At 73.0% G+C, this 15038-nt stretch carries 13 protein-coding genes; 3 read left to right on the top strand and 10 right to left on the bottom strand.

Going from position 1 to position 15038, the window contains the following annotated elements:
* Window positions 1-19: 19 nt before the first annotated feature.
* The 5 genes from rocD to BAW75_RS20020 form a co-directional block, all read right to left on the bottom strand.
* On the bottom strand, window positions 20-1234 hold the full coding sequence (gene rocD, locus BAW75_RS20000) for an ornithine--oxo-acid transaminase (RefSeq protein ID WP_208635281.1): 1215 nt from the start codon (window positions 1232-1234) through the stop codon (window positions 20-22).
* A complete protein-coding gene (ddaH, locus tag BAW75_RS20005; protein ID WP_181373781.1) occupies window positions 1234-2049 on the bottom strand; it encodes a dimethylargininase in 816 nt (271 codons plus the stop codon). The genes rocD and ddaH overlap by 1 nt, the downstream gene beginning before the upstream one ends.
* Before the next feature lie 289 nt (window positions 2050-2338).
* Window positions 2339-3202: a DUF4190 domain-containing protein gene (locus BAW75_RS20010; protein ID WP_104114522.1), complete on the bottom strand. Its 864-nt coding sequence runs from the start codon at window positions 3200-3202 to the stop codon at window positions 2339-2341.
* A gap of 113 nt (window positions 3203-3315) precedes the next feature.
* Window positions 3316-4755 (bottom strand): RICIN domain-containing protein, encoded by a 1440-nt coding sequence (locus BAW75_RS20015; protein WP_187693734.1) that lies wholly within the window; start codon window positions 4753-4755, stop codon window positions 3316-3318.
* Window positions 4756-4760: 5 nt separating this feature from the next.
* Window positions 4761-5510: a cellulose binding domain-containing protein gene (locus BAW75_RS20020; RefSeq protein ID WP_104114524.1), complete on the bottom strand. Its 750-nt coding sequence runs from the start codon at window positions 5508-5510 to the stop codon at window positions 4761-4763.
* 277 nt (window positions 5511-5787) lie between these two features.
* Between BAW75_RS20020 and BAW75_RS20025 the strand changes: the two genes are divergently transcribed.
* A complete protein-coding gene (locus BAW75_RS20025; RefSeq protein ID WP_104114525.1) occupies window positions 5788-6597 on the top strand; it encodes an Fpg/Nei family DNA glycosylase in 810 nt (269 codons plus the stop codon).
* Window position 6598: 1 nt separating this feature from the next.
* Here the strand turns inward: BAW75_RS20025 and BAW75_RS20030 are convergent, their stop codons facing one another.
* From BAW75_RS20030 to BAW75_RS20060, 5 genes are all read right to left on the bottom strand, one after another.
* On the bottom strand, window positions 6599-7471 hold the full coding sequence (locus tag BAW75_RS20030; RefSeq protein ID WP_104114526.1) for an aminoglycoside phosphotransferase family protein: 873 nt from the start codon (window positions 7469-7471) through the stop codon (window positions 6599-6601).
* 545 nt (window positions 7472-8016) lie between these two features.
* A complete protein-coding gene (locus tag BAW75_RS32625) occupies window positions 8017-9165 on the bottom strand; it encodes a hypothetical protein (RefSeq protein WP_208635280.1) in 1149 nt (382 codons plus the stop codon).
* A 348-nt stretch (window positions 9166-9513) separates the two neighbouring features.
* On the bottom strand, window positions 9514-10935 hold the full coding sequence (locus tag BAW75_RS20050) for a WGR domain-containing protein (RefSeq protein WP_104114528.1): 1422 nt from the start codon (window positions 10933-10935) through the stop codon (window positions 9514-9516).
* A 131-nt stretch (window positions 10936-11066) separates the two neighbouring features.
* Entirely contained in the window at window positions 11067-12446 is a 1380-nt protein-coding gene (locus BAW75_RS20055; protein ID WP_104114539.1) for an FAD-dependent oxidoreductase, read from the bottom strand.
* 41 nt (window positions 12447-12487) lie between these two features.
* Entirely contained in the window at window positions 12488-13636 is a 1149-nt protein-coding gene (locus BAW75_RS20060) for a carboxylate-amine ligase (protein ID WP_104114529.1), read from the bottom strand.
* Window positions 13637-13821: 185 nt separating this feature from the next.
* Here BAW75_RS20060 and BAW75_RS20065 point away from each other — a divergent pair, with 185 nt between their 5' ends.
* Together BAW75_RS20065 and BAW75_RS20070 are read left to right on the top strand one after the other, a co-directional pair.
* Window positions 13822-14097, top strand: coding sequence for a DUF6412 domain-containing protein (locus BAW75_RS20065; protein ID WP_043328576.1), 276 nt, complete (start codon window positions 13822-13824; stop codon window positions 14095-14097).
* Window positions 14098-14228: 131 nt separating this feature from the next.
* Window positions 14229-14975 (top strand): YidC/Oxa1 family membrane protein insertase, encoded by a 747-nt coding sequence (locus BAW75_RS20070; protein ID WP_104114530.1) that lies wholly within the window; start codon window positions 14229-14231, stop codon window positions 14973-14975.
* The last annotated feature ends 63 nt before the right edge of the window (window positions 14976-15038 follow it).

Below are 15038 nucleotides of genomic sequence, written 5' to 3' on the forward strand. Positions count from 1 at the left end.
CGCCTTCTCGCGTACGGCCTCAGCCGGCCAGCACGGCGGCGAGCTGCGCCACCGCGTGGTCGATCTCCTCTTCGGTGATCACCAGCGGCGGGGCGAGCCGGATGGTCGAACCGTGTGTGTCCTTGGCGAGCACACCCCGCTCCATCAGCAGCTCGCACGCCTGCCGGCCGGTCATCAGCGCCGGGTCGATGTCCAGCCCGGCCCACAGGCCGCGACCGCGTACCGCCACCAGGCCCTTGCCGAGCAGGCCGCGCAGGCCGGCGTGCAGCCGCTCGCCCAGCTCGGCCGAGCGGCGCTGGAACTCGCCGGTCGCCAGCAGCCGGACCACCTCGGTCGCGACCGCGCAGGCAAGCGGGTTACCGCCGAACGTCGAGCCGTGCTGACCCGGCTGGAGCACACCCAGCACGTCGCGGTTCGCGGCCACCGCCGACACCGGCACGATGCCGCCGCCGAGCGCCTTGCCGAGCAGGTACATGTCCGGCTCGACGCCCTCGTGCTCGCAGGCGAACGTCGCGCCGGTACGCCCCAGACCCGACTGGATCTCGTCGGCGACGAACAGCACGTTGCGCTCGGTGCAGACCCGGCGCACACCCGGCAGGTAACCCTCCGGCGGCACCACGACGCCCTGCTCACCCTGGATCGGCTCCAGCAGCACGGCCACCGTGTTCTCGTCGATCGCCTCGGTCAGCGCGGCCAGGTCGCCGTAGGGGACCACAGTGAAACCCGGGGTGTACGGCCCGAAGTCGGCGCGCGCGTCCTCGTCGGTCGAGAAGCTGACGATGGTGGTCGTACGGCCGTGGAAGTTGCCCTCCGCCACCACGATGTTGGCCTGGCCCGGCGGGACGCCCTTGACCTGGTAGCCCCACTTGCGGGCCACCTTGATGCCGGTCTCTACCGCCTCGGCGCCGGTGTTCATCGGCAGCACCAGGTCCTTGCCGCAGAGCGCGGCCAGCTCGCGGCAGAAGTCGGCGAACTGGTCGTGGATGAACGCGCGGCTGGTCAGCGTGAGCCGGTCGAGCTGCGCGTGCGCGGCCTCGATCAGCTTCGGGTGCCGGTGGCCGAAGTTCAGCGCCGAGTATCCCGCCAGGCAGTCCAGGTAGCGGCGGCCGTCCACGTCGGTCAGCCAGGCGCCCTCGGCCGACGAGATCACCACGGGCAGCGGGTGGTAGTTGTGCGCCGTGTGACGCTCCGCGTCCCGGACCGCGGACGGAGTCCGCAGCATGTCGTCGATGATCACTTGCTCGCCTTTCCCTGACGGAGTCGCAACGTGCAGCACTTCGGTCCGCCGCCGGCCTTGCGCAGCTCGGACAGGTCGATCCCGATGGTCTCGTAGCCCCGGTCGCGCAGCTTCGCGGCCAGGTCGGTGGCCTGCGCGGGCAGCACCACGTGCCGGCCGTCGCTGACCGCGTTCAGGCCCAGCACCTCGGCGTCGGCCATGGTGGCGTGGATCGCGTCCGGGAACAGCCGGCGCAGCACCGCCCGGCTGCCGGGGGAGAACGCCTCCGGCAGGTACGCCACGGTGCGCTCGTCGAGCACGGTGAGCGCGGTGTCCAGGTGGTAGAAGCGGGGATCCACCAGCTGCATGGTGACCACCGGGTAGCCGAAGACCTCCTGGAGCTGCGCGTGCGAGGCGTGCGCGGTGCGGAACCCGGTGCCGGCGAGCAGGTGGTCACCGGCCAGCAGGATGTCGCCCTCGCCCTCGTTGACGTGCTTCGGGTCGTACATCTCGAAGCCGGCGGCCTCGAACCAGGCCCGGTACGCGGGCGCCTCGTCGGCGCGCTGCGGGTCGCGGAACTGCACCGCCATGGCCTTGCCGTCGATCACGGTGCCGCCGTTCGCGGCGAAGACCATGTCCGGCAGGCCGGCGACCGGCTCGATCAGGTCGACCTCGTGGCCCAGGTCGAGGTACGTGCGCCGAAGCTGCTCCCACTGCCGGATCGCCAGGTCGGCGTCGACCGGGGCGGTCGGGTCCATCCACGGGTTGATCGCGTAGTCGACGGCGAAGTACGTCGGCCGGCACATCAGAAAGCGCTGGCGGATGGCGTCCATCGTCATGTCGTGCTCCCAGGGTCGGGCGCGCCCGGCCACCGTCGGCCCACGGGCTGGCGCCGTGGTCCAACGTTATGCGGCCCGGGTAGACGACATCCACCGCGAGAAGTTGCGTTGAGCAGCGAATCGTTGCGTTGAACCAGTGGGTGGCGAACGATCGTTGCGTCGACGCCGGACACACTTCGGGGGCGGCGAACCGCCGCCCCCGAAAGAGGTGTTGCCCGGCCGGTGAACCACCGGAGCTGATCAGGCTGCCGACGCCCTGCGTCGGCGATCGGGACAGTGCCCGTCAGAACCAGTTGGCAAACTGTGAGTCGAGCCACTCGCGGAAGCGGCCCACCCAGTCGCCGTCGGTGGTCGGCCAGTCGAACTGGCCGGTCATCGCCACGATGCCGAGCACCACCGCGGCCAGGCCGACGGCGATGCCGATCAGCGCGTCGGTCTTGCCCGCCACGTGCCGGCGACGGGTCGCGATCAGGCCCAGCACGGCCAGCACCGCGCCGGCCGCGCCGACGCCGATGCCGTACCCGGCGAGCGTGCCGGAGAGCACGAACAGCGCCCCGACCACGGAGACGATCAGGCCGAGCGTGGCGAGCAGGCTGGCCCGGGGACGCTTCGTGGTGTACGGCTCCGGCCGGTCCACCCGGCCGTCGCCGTCGGTGTCCGTACCGTCGGGGCGGCCGTCCCGGTCGAGGTCGGTGCGGCCGTCGCGGTCCAGGTCGGTGGTGCGCTCGGCGACGGGCGCCGCGCCGGCGGTCCGCGCGTCGGTCACCGGAACGGTCCGCGTGTCGGCGTCGACCCGGCGGCCGGTGACCGCACGCGCCGCCGCGCCCCGGTCCGCGGCCCGCCGCCGTGCCTCCGCCTCCCGCTCGTCGTCGGCCGCCACGGTCCGGCGGCCGGTCGTCGTGGTCGCCGTCCGGCCGTCGGTGGTGGCGTCGAGGTCGCGTGCGTCCCGGTCGGTCGCCGCGTCCCGGGCGCGCTCGTCGTCGGTGGCGGTGGCGGCGCTGCGGTACGTGGTCCGCTCCTCGTCGCGGTCGGTGACCACCGGCCGGTCGGCCGGCTGCTCGGCGGTCCGGTCGCGTTCGTCGACGACACCGTCGCCGTTGGTATCGGTACTGGTCGCCGGAGCGTTCCGGCGGGACAGGATCTTCACTGTGGCACCTCCTGATCCAGGCGCGGAGGCCGCGCATGACATGCAGGAAGTACCCAGGGGTGCCGAAATCGACACCCCGGGGCTCGCTCCGCACGCTCAGGCGTGCCGTCCGGTCACGCCACCGTGCGTGACCACTGCTGGTTGGTGCCCGAACCGCAGGTGTACTGCTGGACGTCCGCGCCATCTCCGGTGCCGGCGTTGACGACGTCCAGGCACTTGCCGCTGTGCCGGGCCCGCAACTGGAACCAGCCGTCGCGCGCGGCCCACTGCCACTGCTGGTTGGCGCCGCTGCCGCAGGTGTACTGGATGATGTTGGCGCCGTCGGCGGTGCTCGCGCTGGCGACGTCGAGACACTTGCCGCTCGCGGCGTTGACGAGGCGGAACCATCCGCCGCCGGCGTCCTGGAACTCCCACCTCTGGTTCCCGCCGCCGTTCCAGCTCCACTGCTTGACCTCGGCGTTGTTCGCCGTGGAGCCGTTGATCACGTCCAGCACCCGGCCGCTGTGCCGGGCGGTGACGCGGTAGTACGCGGGCGAATTGCCGGTGACGGTGCCCGCCGCCGCGTCGATGGTGACCGACGGGTACCAGGTCAGGCTCATGCTGGTGGCGGTCGGGAAGGCGATCGGCAGCCACACGTACTGGGAGTCGTTGGCCGGGCCGCCCCACGCTCCGGCCCACCTGTCACCCAGATAGAGGTAGCTGGTGCCGGACGTGCCCTGGATCGGCAGCACGAACGCCGGCTGCGAGTTGAACGTGGTGCCGTTGCCCACGTCGGTCCAGCCGCTCCACGGTCCCGAGATGCTCGGCGCGGTGGCGTACCGGGCCTGGTTCGGGCTCCACCCCGTCGCCCCCGACGTCAGCAGGAAGTAGGTGCTGCCCCGCTTGAACATCGCCGGCGCCTCGCGGTGCGCGCCGTCCCAGAAGTTGCCCACCAGGGTGGCCACGTTGAGGTAGTCCGACGTGAGCCGGTAGATGTTCAGGTCGTAGTTGTCGTCGGCGGCCGAGATCATGTACGCGGTGCCGTTGTCGTTGTAGAGCGTGATGTCCCGGGACATGTGCTGCCCGAGCGGCCGGAAACTGCCGTGATAGGTGTAGCTGCCGTCCACAGTGGCTGAGGAGGCGACAGCCGCCCGGGCCTCGTTGTAGTCGGACCCGTTCTCCTTGTGCATCCACATCACGAACCGGCCGGTGGCGGCGTTGTAGATGACCTTCGGCCGTTCGATGTTGGCGACCCGCAGCTCGGCCGCCGACGACTGGGTGAGCACGTTGTTGCGGAACTCCCAGGTGCGCAGGTCCGTCGAGCGGTAGACGGAGACCGCCCGGAACGTGTTGTCCGGGTTGCGGTTCTCGCCGAACCAGTAGTAGTAGTCGCCGACCTTGAGCACGCCGCCGCCGTGGGCGTGCACCACGGCGCCGCTCGTGTCGGTGAACTGGGTGCCGTTGGTGACTGTCACCGGCGCCGCCAGTGCGCCCGCCGCCGGTCCCAGCACCGCCGCCGCGAGCGCCACCGCGAGCGCCACCACGACCGCGCCGTACCGTGTCGTCCCTCGCACGGCTGTCACCTGCCACACTTCGGCGTGATGGTGCCGGGCGTCGCGCCGGCCGCCACGAGCAGGCCGAACGTCGTCGAGCCACCCGGCGGCAGCGTCCCGTTCCAGGAGGCGTTGCGGACCGCGACGTCCTGGCCGGTGCCCTCCGCCACCCCACCCCAGACCGACTGGATGCGCTCGTCACCCGACCAGCGCCAGGAGACGAGCCAGCCCGGTGCCGGCTCGGCGCCGTCGTTGCGGACGGTGACCGTGGCGACGAAGCCACCGCCCCAGCCGGCGTCGATCGTGGCCGTCGCGGAGCAGGTTCCCGACGTCCGGGCCGGCCCGCCGATCACGTACGGGTCCCGTGTGCCGTGGGTGTCGCCGAACCGGAACCAGTAGTCGGTGTCGGGGGCCAGGCCGGTGACTGTCACCTTTCCCTGGCGCTCCGGCCCCGTGACGGCTTCGGCCACCGGGTTGCGCCACGCGGTGGCGTCCTCGCGGCTGGTGAAGAGGCTGACGAGGAGCGGCGGGTCGTAGCCGCAGGGCGGGCTGAGCACCATCCAGTAGGTGATGGTGACGCTGGTCGCGGTGGCCCCGGTCACCTGGCCGGTGACCGGCAGCGCCGGCGGGCAGGCGAAGGTGGGCGTGGGAGTGGGCGTCGCCGTGGCGGCGGCCGTCATCGCCGTGGCGGCGGGTGACTGGTCGGCACCGGCCGAGACGGTCAGGCCGGTCAGGGCGAGGGTGGCGGCCAGTGCTGCGCCGAGCGTACGGAGCATGTGTCTCTCCCGAGCTGGGGGCGCCGGGGGCGGTCGGCGCCGGAGTGGTGGTGGACCGCGATGTCGCCGCCGTAGCGGCACGGCGGAGCGCCGGAGACGACTGCCCGGCACCGGGGTGGCACATCACCCCGCGCTTGTCCCTCCGGCGAGATCGAGCGGCTCGCACTGGCTCCCGAGCGCTACCGCCGCCAGTCTTTCAGTCGACGAACATCGATTCAACGTCGTCTCAGGACCCGACGTCGCCGGCGGTCCGATCCGCTGGCTACGCTTGGTCGTTGTGCCAGAGGGACACACCATCCACCGCCTCGCCGCCCGGCACGCCGAGCTGTTCGCGGGCGACAAGGTGCACGCAGACAGCCCGCAGGGCCGCTTCGCCGAGGGCGCGGCCCGCCTCAGCGGCACCGTCCTGGACGGCACCGAGGCGTACGGCAAGCACCTGCTGCACCACTACGCCGGCGAGCTGACGCTGCACGTACACCTGGGTCTGTACGGGAAGTTCGCCGACGGGCCCGGGGAACCGCCGTCCCCGGTCGGGCAGGTGCGGCTGCGCCTGCACAGCGACCGGAACTGGCTGGAGCTGCGCGGCCCGACCGCCTGCGAACTGCTGACCCCGCCCGAGGTGACGGCGCTGCGCGAGCGGCTCGGGCCGGACCCGCTGCGCGCCGACGCCGACCCCGACCGGGTGTACGCGCGGATCCGCCGCAGCCCCACCCCGCTCGCCGCGCTGCTGCTGGACCAGTCGGTGGTGGCCGGCACCGGCCTGATCTTCGTGACCGAGGCGCTGTTCCGGGCCGGCCGGCCGCCGCTGCTGCCCGGCCGCGACCTGAGCGCGGCCGGCTGGGCCGAACTCTGGACGGACCTGGTGACGCTGATGACCCGCGCGGTCGAGCGGGGCCGGATCGACACGGTGCGCGACGCCGACCTGCCCGAGGTCACCGGCCGCGCGCCGCGCGTCGACCGGCACGGCGGCGAGGTGTACGTCTACCGCCGCCCCGGCGCGCCCTGCCACGTCTGCGGCACCGAGGTGAGCCGGGGCACGCTGGCCGGACGCAACCTGTACTGGTGCCCCACCTGCCAGGCGGGCTGACTCACATCTCGTCGAGCAGCCAGCGGGCCGCCTCGACGTTGCCGGGGAAGACCTGGTCGCCGCCGATGCTCCAGGCCACCGTCTGGCCGATCGCCCAGCCGCGTACCCGCTCCCGGTCCAGGCCCAGCTCGGCGCTGAGACGGTCGAGCCGGTGCCGGACCGCCGCGGGGGAGTGGCCCAGCTCGGCGCCGCGCACCAGCGGCACCACCGCGAACTCCCGCTCGCCGACCAGCGGCTTCGGGTCGATGACCAGCCACGGTTCGCGTCCCGCCGCCAGGATGTTGCCGGCGTGCAGGTCCTGGTTGACCAGCACCTGCTCACCCTGGCTCGGCGCCAGGTCGGCGAGCAGCCCGAGCGCGGCGTCGAGCAGCCGCCGCTCGTACGGGCGGTTGGCCCGCTGCCAGTTGCCCGGCATCCGCTCCGCCCAGCCGGCCGCCTCCTCGGCGAGCGAAGTGAACGGCGGTCCGGCCGGCACCCCGAGGCGGGGCAGCAGCTCGACCGCCACGTCCAGCGCGGCGTCGGGCGGCAGGCCGTACAGCGGGGTGCCGGGGTCGCAGCGCTCGACGAGCAACGCGCGCCGGCCCGGATCGTGGGCGAGCAGCCGGATCGCGCCCCGGCCGTCCCAGTGCGCCAACGCGGTGGCCTCGTGCCGGCTGTCGTCGTCCGGGTACTGCAGCTTCAGCACCGCCCGCGTCCCGTCGGGCAGCGTCGCGGGCAGCGCCAGCGACGCGAACGCGTACCCGAACGGCGGCCCGACCGTCAGCTCCCACCGTGCGACGCACGCGGCGAGCCGGTCCGGCAGTTCCGCGAGCCAGGCCCGCCCGGCCTCCGTCCGCTCGACCCAGCGCAGGCTCTCAGGAATGTCACACCCCATCCGGTCATCCTGGCCGAGCGAGGCGACCGGCCGTGCACCGCGGCGTCCTCGACGCGCACGCCGACGAAGTGACGCTCATGGCCGTCCCGGCCCTCGCCGAGCGGCCTGACGAAGACGAGATGGATCAACCGGACGGTGCTCATCTGCCCGAGATCACCGCCGACGCCGGTCCCACCCTTGACGCATGCACGCCTCCCACCAGCTCGCCGAGGTGGCGGCATCATCACCCTTGATCAACACCAGCTCGCCGAGGTGGTGGTGTCGCGGAGCCGTTGATGCCACCACCTCGGCGACCTGGTGTTGATCAAGCTGGGCCGTGGCTGTCAGTCGGCGGGCAGCATTCGGCACCCGGTGTTGACCAAGGAGTTCGCGTCACCGGAGCGCCAGAAATTCGCCGCAAACTCCTTGATCAACTGGCAGGAGTGGAGGGTTCGGCGCGGGACGTCAGGTGCCGGGTGTGGTTGGGGAAGGGGCGCCGGTGTGATCCGCGGTCAGGGGAGCCGGGCCGGGGCAGTCGTCGTGCCCGGCCCGGTGCCCGTCCGGATCTACCGTCCGTCCGGGGTCGGTCGGCGGCGGCGGGCCAGCAGCATCAGGCCGGCGCCGACGATCAGGAGAGCCCCGCCGCCAGCCACCAGCGGCGCGGTGGCGGGACCGGTGATCGGAAGCCCTCCGGTGCCTCCGCCTCCGACGGTGCCACCGCCTCCGCCGCCGCCCGGCGAGGGCTCGCCGCCGGGTGTCGACACGCGTACGGTGACCACCTCGGACACGCCGACCAGCGCCGGGTCCCCGTTCGGGACGACCACGCGGTAGCGCAAGGTGCCGGGTGTCTTCGGCGCGATGGTGATGCGGTACGCGCCGCGGTCGCCGTTCGTCAGGTCGGCGGCCACCTTCCGCCACGTCCTGCCCTGGAGCTGCTGGAGTTCGATGTCCAAGCTGCCGTCGGGCTTGACCACGCCGGTGATGGTGACTGTGGTGCCGGGCCTGACGGTGGTGCGGTTCGCTTTCGCCGTGATTGTCGGCCTCACCCGGGGATGGTCAGCCGCGACGACGATGTAGCGCGGCGAGATCTCCGAGGGGGACGGACGGATGATGCCGACGCACTTGAGGTAGTTGTCGCCCTTCGGATAGGTCCGCGAGAACGTCCCGTCGGCCCTGGTGGTGCCGTTGGGCTCGCTCAGATATTCGACGCAGACGTTGTCGCTGCCGAAGAAGATCGGCTGGTTGCCGATGCCCTCGCCGGTGTCCTCGTAGTAGAACCGTCCCGCCACGGTCAGCGGACCGTCACCGACCAGTGGGTCCGGGGTGAAACGCATGGTGACCGCGGGCCGGTGGGTGCCGGTGACCTTCAGCCTGGTGTTCGCCGAGGCGGACGGGTCGACGTCGAGCCGGTTCCAGGCGGCGTCCGTAGCCACCAGGTGGTTGACCTCCCAGGTGCCGTTCCAGGTCGACGGCACGTGGATCGTCGCGCTCCAGGTGCCGTCCTGCGGGGTGCCGGCGGTGAGCGACAACTCGGCGCCGTCGGTGCGGTCCGTGCCGACGAGGCGCAGACCGACGTAAGGCAGGGAGCCGCCGTCCATCTCGGAGGCCTCGACGACGCCGGTGTCGTCGGTCAGGTGCGCGCTCACCGTCACCGGCACCAGGTCGAGGCCCGCGACGGAGACCGCGTCGGGTGAGACCGTGACGTCCACCAGCACCGGTGGCGTCCGATCCGCCGCAACCGCCCGGGAAGGCGTGGCGGTGGCGGAATGCGCAGCGGTCGCGGAATGCGCAGCGGTCGCGGAAGGCGTGGCGGTCGGGGAAGGCGCGGCGGCTGCGGGCGGAGCGGCGACCAGGACACCACCGGGCAGCAGGAGAAGAGCCGTCGCGGCCATGCGCCACACTCGCATGTCGGTGCCCCTTCCGAGGTCGACCGGTAACGGAGAGTTCTCCTGTCGGTACCGTACTCCGTCGATGCGTTTGCCGGCTGCCCCGTCGGCCTGTCGATTCGCCGGGACGGTCGGCCGAGGACCCCGGCCGACCCGCCCTCCGACTCGGCCGGCGGCTCAGCGCAGCCGGCGGATGTCCCCGTATGCCCGGTAGAAGCCGCCCCGGCCGGACTCGCGGATCTCGGTGACCAGGAAGCGCGCGCCCGGCTCGCGGATGCCCTTGGGGAACTGCACCGGCCAGTCCCGCCGGTAGCCGTCGGCCAGAACGTGGACGCGCAGCCGGCCGCCCTGCTCGACGCACTGCACCAGCACGCCGTCGCGGTCGTCGGTGGTCACCTCGACGGACGTCCAGGCGGCCGGCTCGGGCAGCCGGGCCGGCGCCTTCACGTCGACCACGTCCGGCACGCTGCCCGCCTCGGCCGCCCGGATCACTGCCTCGCTCGCGTCGATGCAGGCCAGGTGGCCGCTCGTGGTGACCACGTAGAGCCGGTTGTCGTGGTACTGCATCGAGTACGCCGAGCCGCAGCCGGTGCCCAGCTTCCACAGCCGGTTGCCGGCCTGGTCGAAGCAGTAGATCGAGGAGGCGCTGTCGCCCGCGAACACGTACCGGCCGCCCTCGGCGGTGGCGCAGGAGAAGACCGCGGCGTCACAGCGGTACGTCTGCTCGGCCCGCCCGTCCTTGCGCAGGCGGACCACCTCGCGGGTGCCGGTGCCGGCGAACACGGCGTCCCGTTCCTGCCAGCCGAACAGGACCGCCCCGGTGCCGGTGTGCCACAGTTCCCGCCCGGTACGCCAGTCGTAGCCGGTGACCCCCTGCGAGTGGCCGTGGTAGATCGCGTCGGCGTCGCAGCGCACCATCCACGCGGACCGGCCGCGCCCCGGCCGGCGCCAGAGGAACTCGTCCTCGTGGTCGATCGCCGAGATGCCGCCGTCGCGATCGGACACGCCCAGCACGCCGTCGTGGATGTCCAGCCAGTAGATGTCGATCTCGGGCGCGATCGCGTACGCCGCGCGCGGCACCTTGCCGGACAGGTCGTAGACGTTGCCGTCGTCGCAGCCGGCGTAGACCCAGGCGTCGTCGGCGACGATGCACTTCACCCCGTCGGGGAGCCGGACCTGGTTGACCAGCCGGGCGTCGTGGTCGAGCGTGGTGATCACGCCGTGCTCGTTGCCGACCATGCAGTGCCGGTCGTCGACGAAGATGCCGAAGGCGGGCGCGCCCGAGGCGTACCGCCAGAGGACCGGCGCGGTGCGGGCGGTGGAGCGGGTGCTGACGATCTGCCGGCGCGAGACCGTGCGCTTCTGGCGTACGCCGCGCACCGCCGGGGCGTACCCCTTGCGGACCTTCTCGCCGATCTTCTTCGCGGCGGCGGCGCGGGCGCGGGCGTTGTCCGGGAAGGTGCTCGTCTTCACCTGGCCCTGGTCGCCGATGCGCCCGTAGCGCACGGTCATCGCGGTGTCGTCGACCACCACCTCGTAGAACTTGTGCGCTCCACCGTCCACTTCGGACAGTTCGAGGTAGGTCGTCTCCTGTGACATGGGGGTTTACCTCCGAGGGGAAGCGCCGGACCGGCAACGCGCACACGCTAACGCCGGGCACCGACAAACCCGGGTCTCGGTGTTAAGAAGGGGCCCTTCCTCTACCGGAGGCGTTAATAGGGGGCCCTTCCTTACACAGCGGCGGCGAGGGCGTCGACGGCCTTGCGGGCGGCGATCAGCACCGGGTCCCACACCGGGGCGTACGGCGGCGCGTACCCCAGGTCGAGCGCTGTCATCTCGTCCACCGTCATGCCGTTCCACAGCGCCACGGCGAGCGCGTCGATCCGCTTGGCCGCCTCGGACCAGCCGACGATCTGCGCCCCGAGCAGCCGCCCGCTGGGCCGCTCGGCGATCAGCTTGACCGTCATCTCCCGCGAGCCGGGGTAGTAGCCGGCCCGGTTCGTCGACTGGGCCAGCACCGTGACGAACTCGAAGCCGGCGTCCAGCGCGTCCCGCTCGCGCAGCCCGGTGCGGCCCACCTCCAGCTCGCAGACCTTGGTGACGGCGGTGCCGATCACGCCGGGGAAGGTGGCGTAGCCGCCGCCGATGTTGATGCCGGCGACGCGGCCCTGCTTGTTGGCGTGCGTGCCGAGCGGGATGTGTACCGGCATGCCGCTGACCCGGTGCAGCGACTCCACGCAGTCACCGGCAGCCCAGACGCCGGGCACGCCGGGCACCCGCATCCGGCGGTCCGTCCGGACGCCGCCGGAGGGCCCGATCGGCAGTCCGGCGGCCTCGGCGAGCGCGGTGTTGGGGCGTACCCCGAGACTCAGGACCACGACGTCGGCCGGGACCGGTCCCTCGTCGGTGACCACGGCGGAGATCCGGCCGTCCCGCTCCTCCAGCCCGGTGACGGTGAGGCCGGTGCGGACGCCGATGCCGGTGGCGCGCATCGCGTCGGCCACCAGCTCGCCCATGTCCGGGTCGACGGTCGACATGGGTTGGTCGGCCTGCTCCACCAGTTGGACGGAGAGCCCGCGCTGCACGAGCGCCTCGGCCATCTCCACGCCGACGTAGCCGCCGCCGACCACCACCGCGCGCCGGGGCCGGGGCTCGCGTTCCAGCCAGTCGATCAGCGCCGCGCCGTCGCCCAGCGTCTGCACGCCGAACACGCCCGACACGTCGTCGCGCGCCCAGTCCGGCTGCACCGGGGACGCGCCGGTGGCGTACACCAGGGTGTCGAAACCGGCGCGGACCTCGCCGCCGCCGTCCAGGTCCCGCGCGATCACCTCGCGGCGGTCCAGGTCGACGGCGGTGACCTCGTGCCGGGTGCGGACGTCGATGCCGAAGTCGTCGCGGAAGGTCTGCGGATCGCGGCTGATCAGCTCGTCCCGCTCCTCGACCAGGCCGCTCACCCAGTAGGGGATGCCGCAGGCCGAGTAGGAGGTGAAGTGCCCCCGCTCGAACGCGACGATCTCCAGGTCGGACCGGTCGCGGCGGCGGCGACGCGCCTGCGACGCCGCCGACATGCCGGCGGCGTCGCCGCCGATGACGATCATGCGCTCCGCCACGCCGCCCATCCTGTCACGCCGGGACACGGCCGTGCGGCCGCTCAGCCACGGGTCTGGCGTGCCACGTCCGTGACCAGGTCGACGAGCCGTCCGGTACGCGCGAACACCGCCCGCTGCCGGGCCGCTCCACTGCCGTGCCGGCGCAGCCCGCCCAGCAGATCGGTCACCCGGTCCAGGTCGCCGTGCCGATCCAGTTCCGGGCGCAGCCGGTCGACGAGCCGGTCCAGCAGCTCCCAGGCCGGGCGCAGCTCACCGTCGGTGAGGTCGACGCCCTCGCCCTCCAGCCCGTCGTGGGCGGCCCGCCAGTGCGCCGCGACGAGCAGGTGGTGGTCGGTGTTGACGGCGGGACGGCCGGCGGCGATGTCGGTGAGCGCGGTCGCCACGAGCGCGCGGACCAGCGCGGCGACGAGCACCGCGTCGTCCACGGTCGGGCAGACGTCGCCGATCCTGATTTCCACGGTGGGGTACTTGGCGGAGAGCCGGGCGTACCAGTAGAGCATTCCCTCGTCCAGCATCACGCCGCTGGCGATGAGCTGCCGGATGAGCCGCTCGTAGTGCTCGTGCGACTCCAGGTACGGGGTGGGCGCGACCGACGGCCAGCGTTCCCACTCCACCGAGCGCCAGCTCGCGTACCCGGTGTCCTCGCTGCGGGAGAACGGGGAGTTCGCGGTGACCGCCTGCAGGATCGGCAGCCACGGCCGGACGTGGTTGAGCACCTGCACGCCGGTGTCCGGGTCGGGGATGCCGACGTGCACGTGCATGCCGTTGTTGCCGGGACCGGGCACCAGCAGCCGGAACCGCTCGATCATCCGGTCGAAGCGGGGCTTGTCCACCACCGGCGGCACCGGCCCGTCGACCGGTCCGGTGCCGATCGCGAGCAGCCGTACGCCGGCCCGCTCGGCCGCGTCGGCCAGTTCGGCGCGCAGCATCGACAGCGAGTGCCGGATCGAGGACAGGTCCAGCCCGGGCGGGCTGCCGATCTCGATCTGGCTGGTCTGGAACTCGCGCTCCACCTGACCGCGCAGCTCGGCCGGCACCTGCTCCATGACCAGGTCGACGGCGGGTACGGCGGTCCCGGTGTGCGGGTCGGCGAGCAGGAACTCCTCCTCGACGCCGACTGTCAGCAGGTCGGTTCCGCCCGACGCGGCGCTCCGCTCCCGCTCCGCCACTGAGCCGCTCATCGCCACCACCGTCTCCTCCGGACCACTCGCGGCACGGTGCCGCGTGGCCGAGGACCTGTTACCCACCGTGTCCGTTCCGGAAAACGTGCCGGTGGGCGTGTCGGCGCCGGTTCGCCCGTTCGGGTCGGTCGAGTGCGTTCGCGCACGGGGCAGCAGGGCGTGACACGGCGGGATACCGTGGTCGCGTGGCGGGGATGCTGGCGGTGCTGACGGGGGCGTGGGCGTACGCGCTCGCCCTGTTCGCCGACCGGCCGGCCGGGCTGCTCGCCGGCGCGGCGGTGGTCGCCGCGCTGCTGCTCGCCACCCTGCTCGCGCTGCGGGTCCGCGCGCTGCCCACGCCGCCCGGCACCCGGTTCGCCGCCGCGTTGCGGGCCCGCGCCCGCCGTCGCGGCGTTCCCCGCCAGGTCGACCCGAACGCGCCGGGGCGTCCGCGCCCCCGCGCACCCGGCCTGCGCCCCTCGGCCGCGTAGCCACCTTCCGGCCCGCGCCGGCGGGCCGCCGTTTCCTTCCCGGCTTTCGCGGCCGATTCCGTCGTCATCCGTCCCGCCGTGCGGCACGTCGCCGCCCGGGACACCCGGAATCGCCATCGAGGGGTCCACCCATGCTCGCCTTCGCACCGTTGCACTCCGCGGCGTCGGCCGCGGCCACCGTCGTCACCTGGCTCGCCGACGTGCTCGCCCCGCTCACCGGCGGCGCCGCCACGGCGGCCGCCATCGTCCTGTTCACCGCCGCGGTCCGGCTGCTGATCTCGCCGCTGACAGTGGCCCAGGTCCGCGGGGAGCGGCGCCGGACCGCACTCGCCCCCGAGGTACGGGAACTCCAGCGCCGGTACGCCGACGACCCGGCCCGCCTCCAGACCGAGTTGTTCGCGCTCTACCGCAACGCCGGGGCCAGTCCGGTCGCGGGCTGCCTGCCGGCGCTGTTGCAGGCGCCGTTCTTCCTGGTCATGTACCGCCTGTTCGCCACCGGTGACGGCGCGCCGCAGCTGCTGGGGGAGCGGCTGGCCGGCGTACCGCTGGGGTGGCACCTCGGCGACGGCCTGGCCGGCCCGGCGCCGCTGGTGTTCGGCGTGCTGCTGGCCGCGTTGCTCGCGCTGGCCTGGTGGTCGTCGCGGCGGATGCGCCGGGCGGCAGCCGCCACCGGCACGGTGGCCGGGACGCCGACCGAGGGTCCGGGCGCGGCGGTGCTCGGCCGGCTGCTGCCGCTGCTGCCGTACGGCACGGTGCTCGTCGCGCTGGTGGTGCCGCTGGCGGCGGTGCTCTATCTGGTGACCACCACGGCGTGGACGGCGCTGGAGCAGGTGGTGCTGCGTCGCCCGCAGCCGGCGGCAGCCATCGACAAGCGTTGACAAGTGCGGGGGCGGGCGCGTAGAAATCGCTCTCAGAGAGCGCTCTCCCGGACCCGTCCCCGC

Origin of the sequence: Micromonospora chalcea (assembly GCF_002926165.1) — a bacterium.
GTDB lineage: Bacteria > Actinomycetota > Actinomycetes > Mycobacteriales > Micromonosporaceae > Micromonospora > Micromonospora chalcea.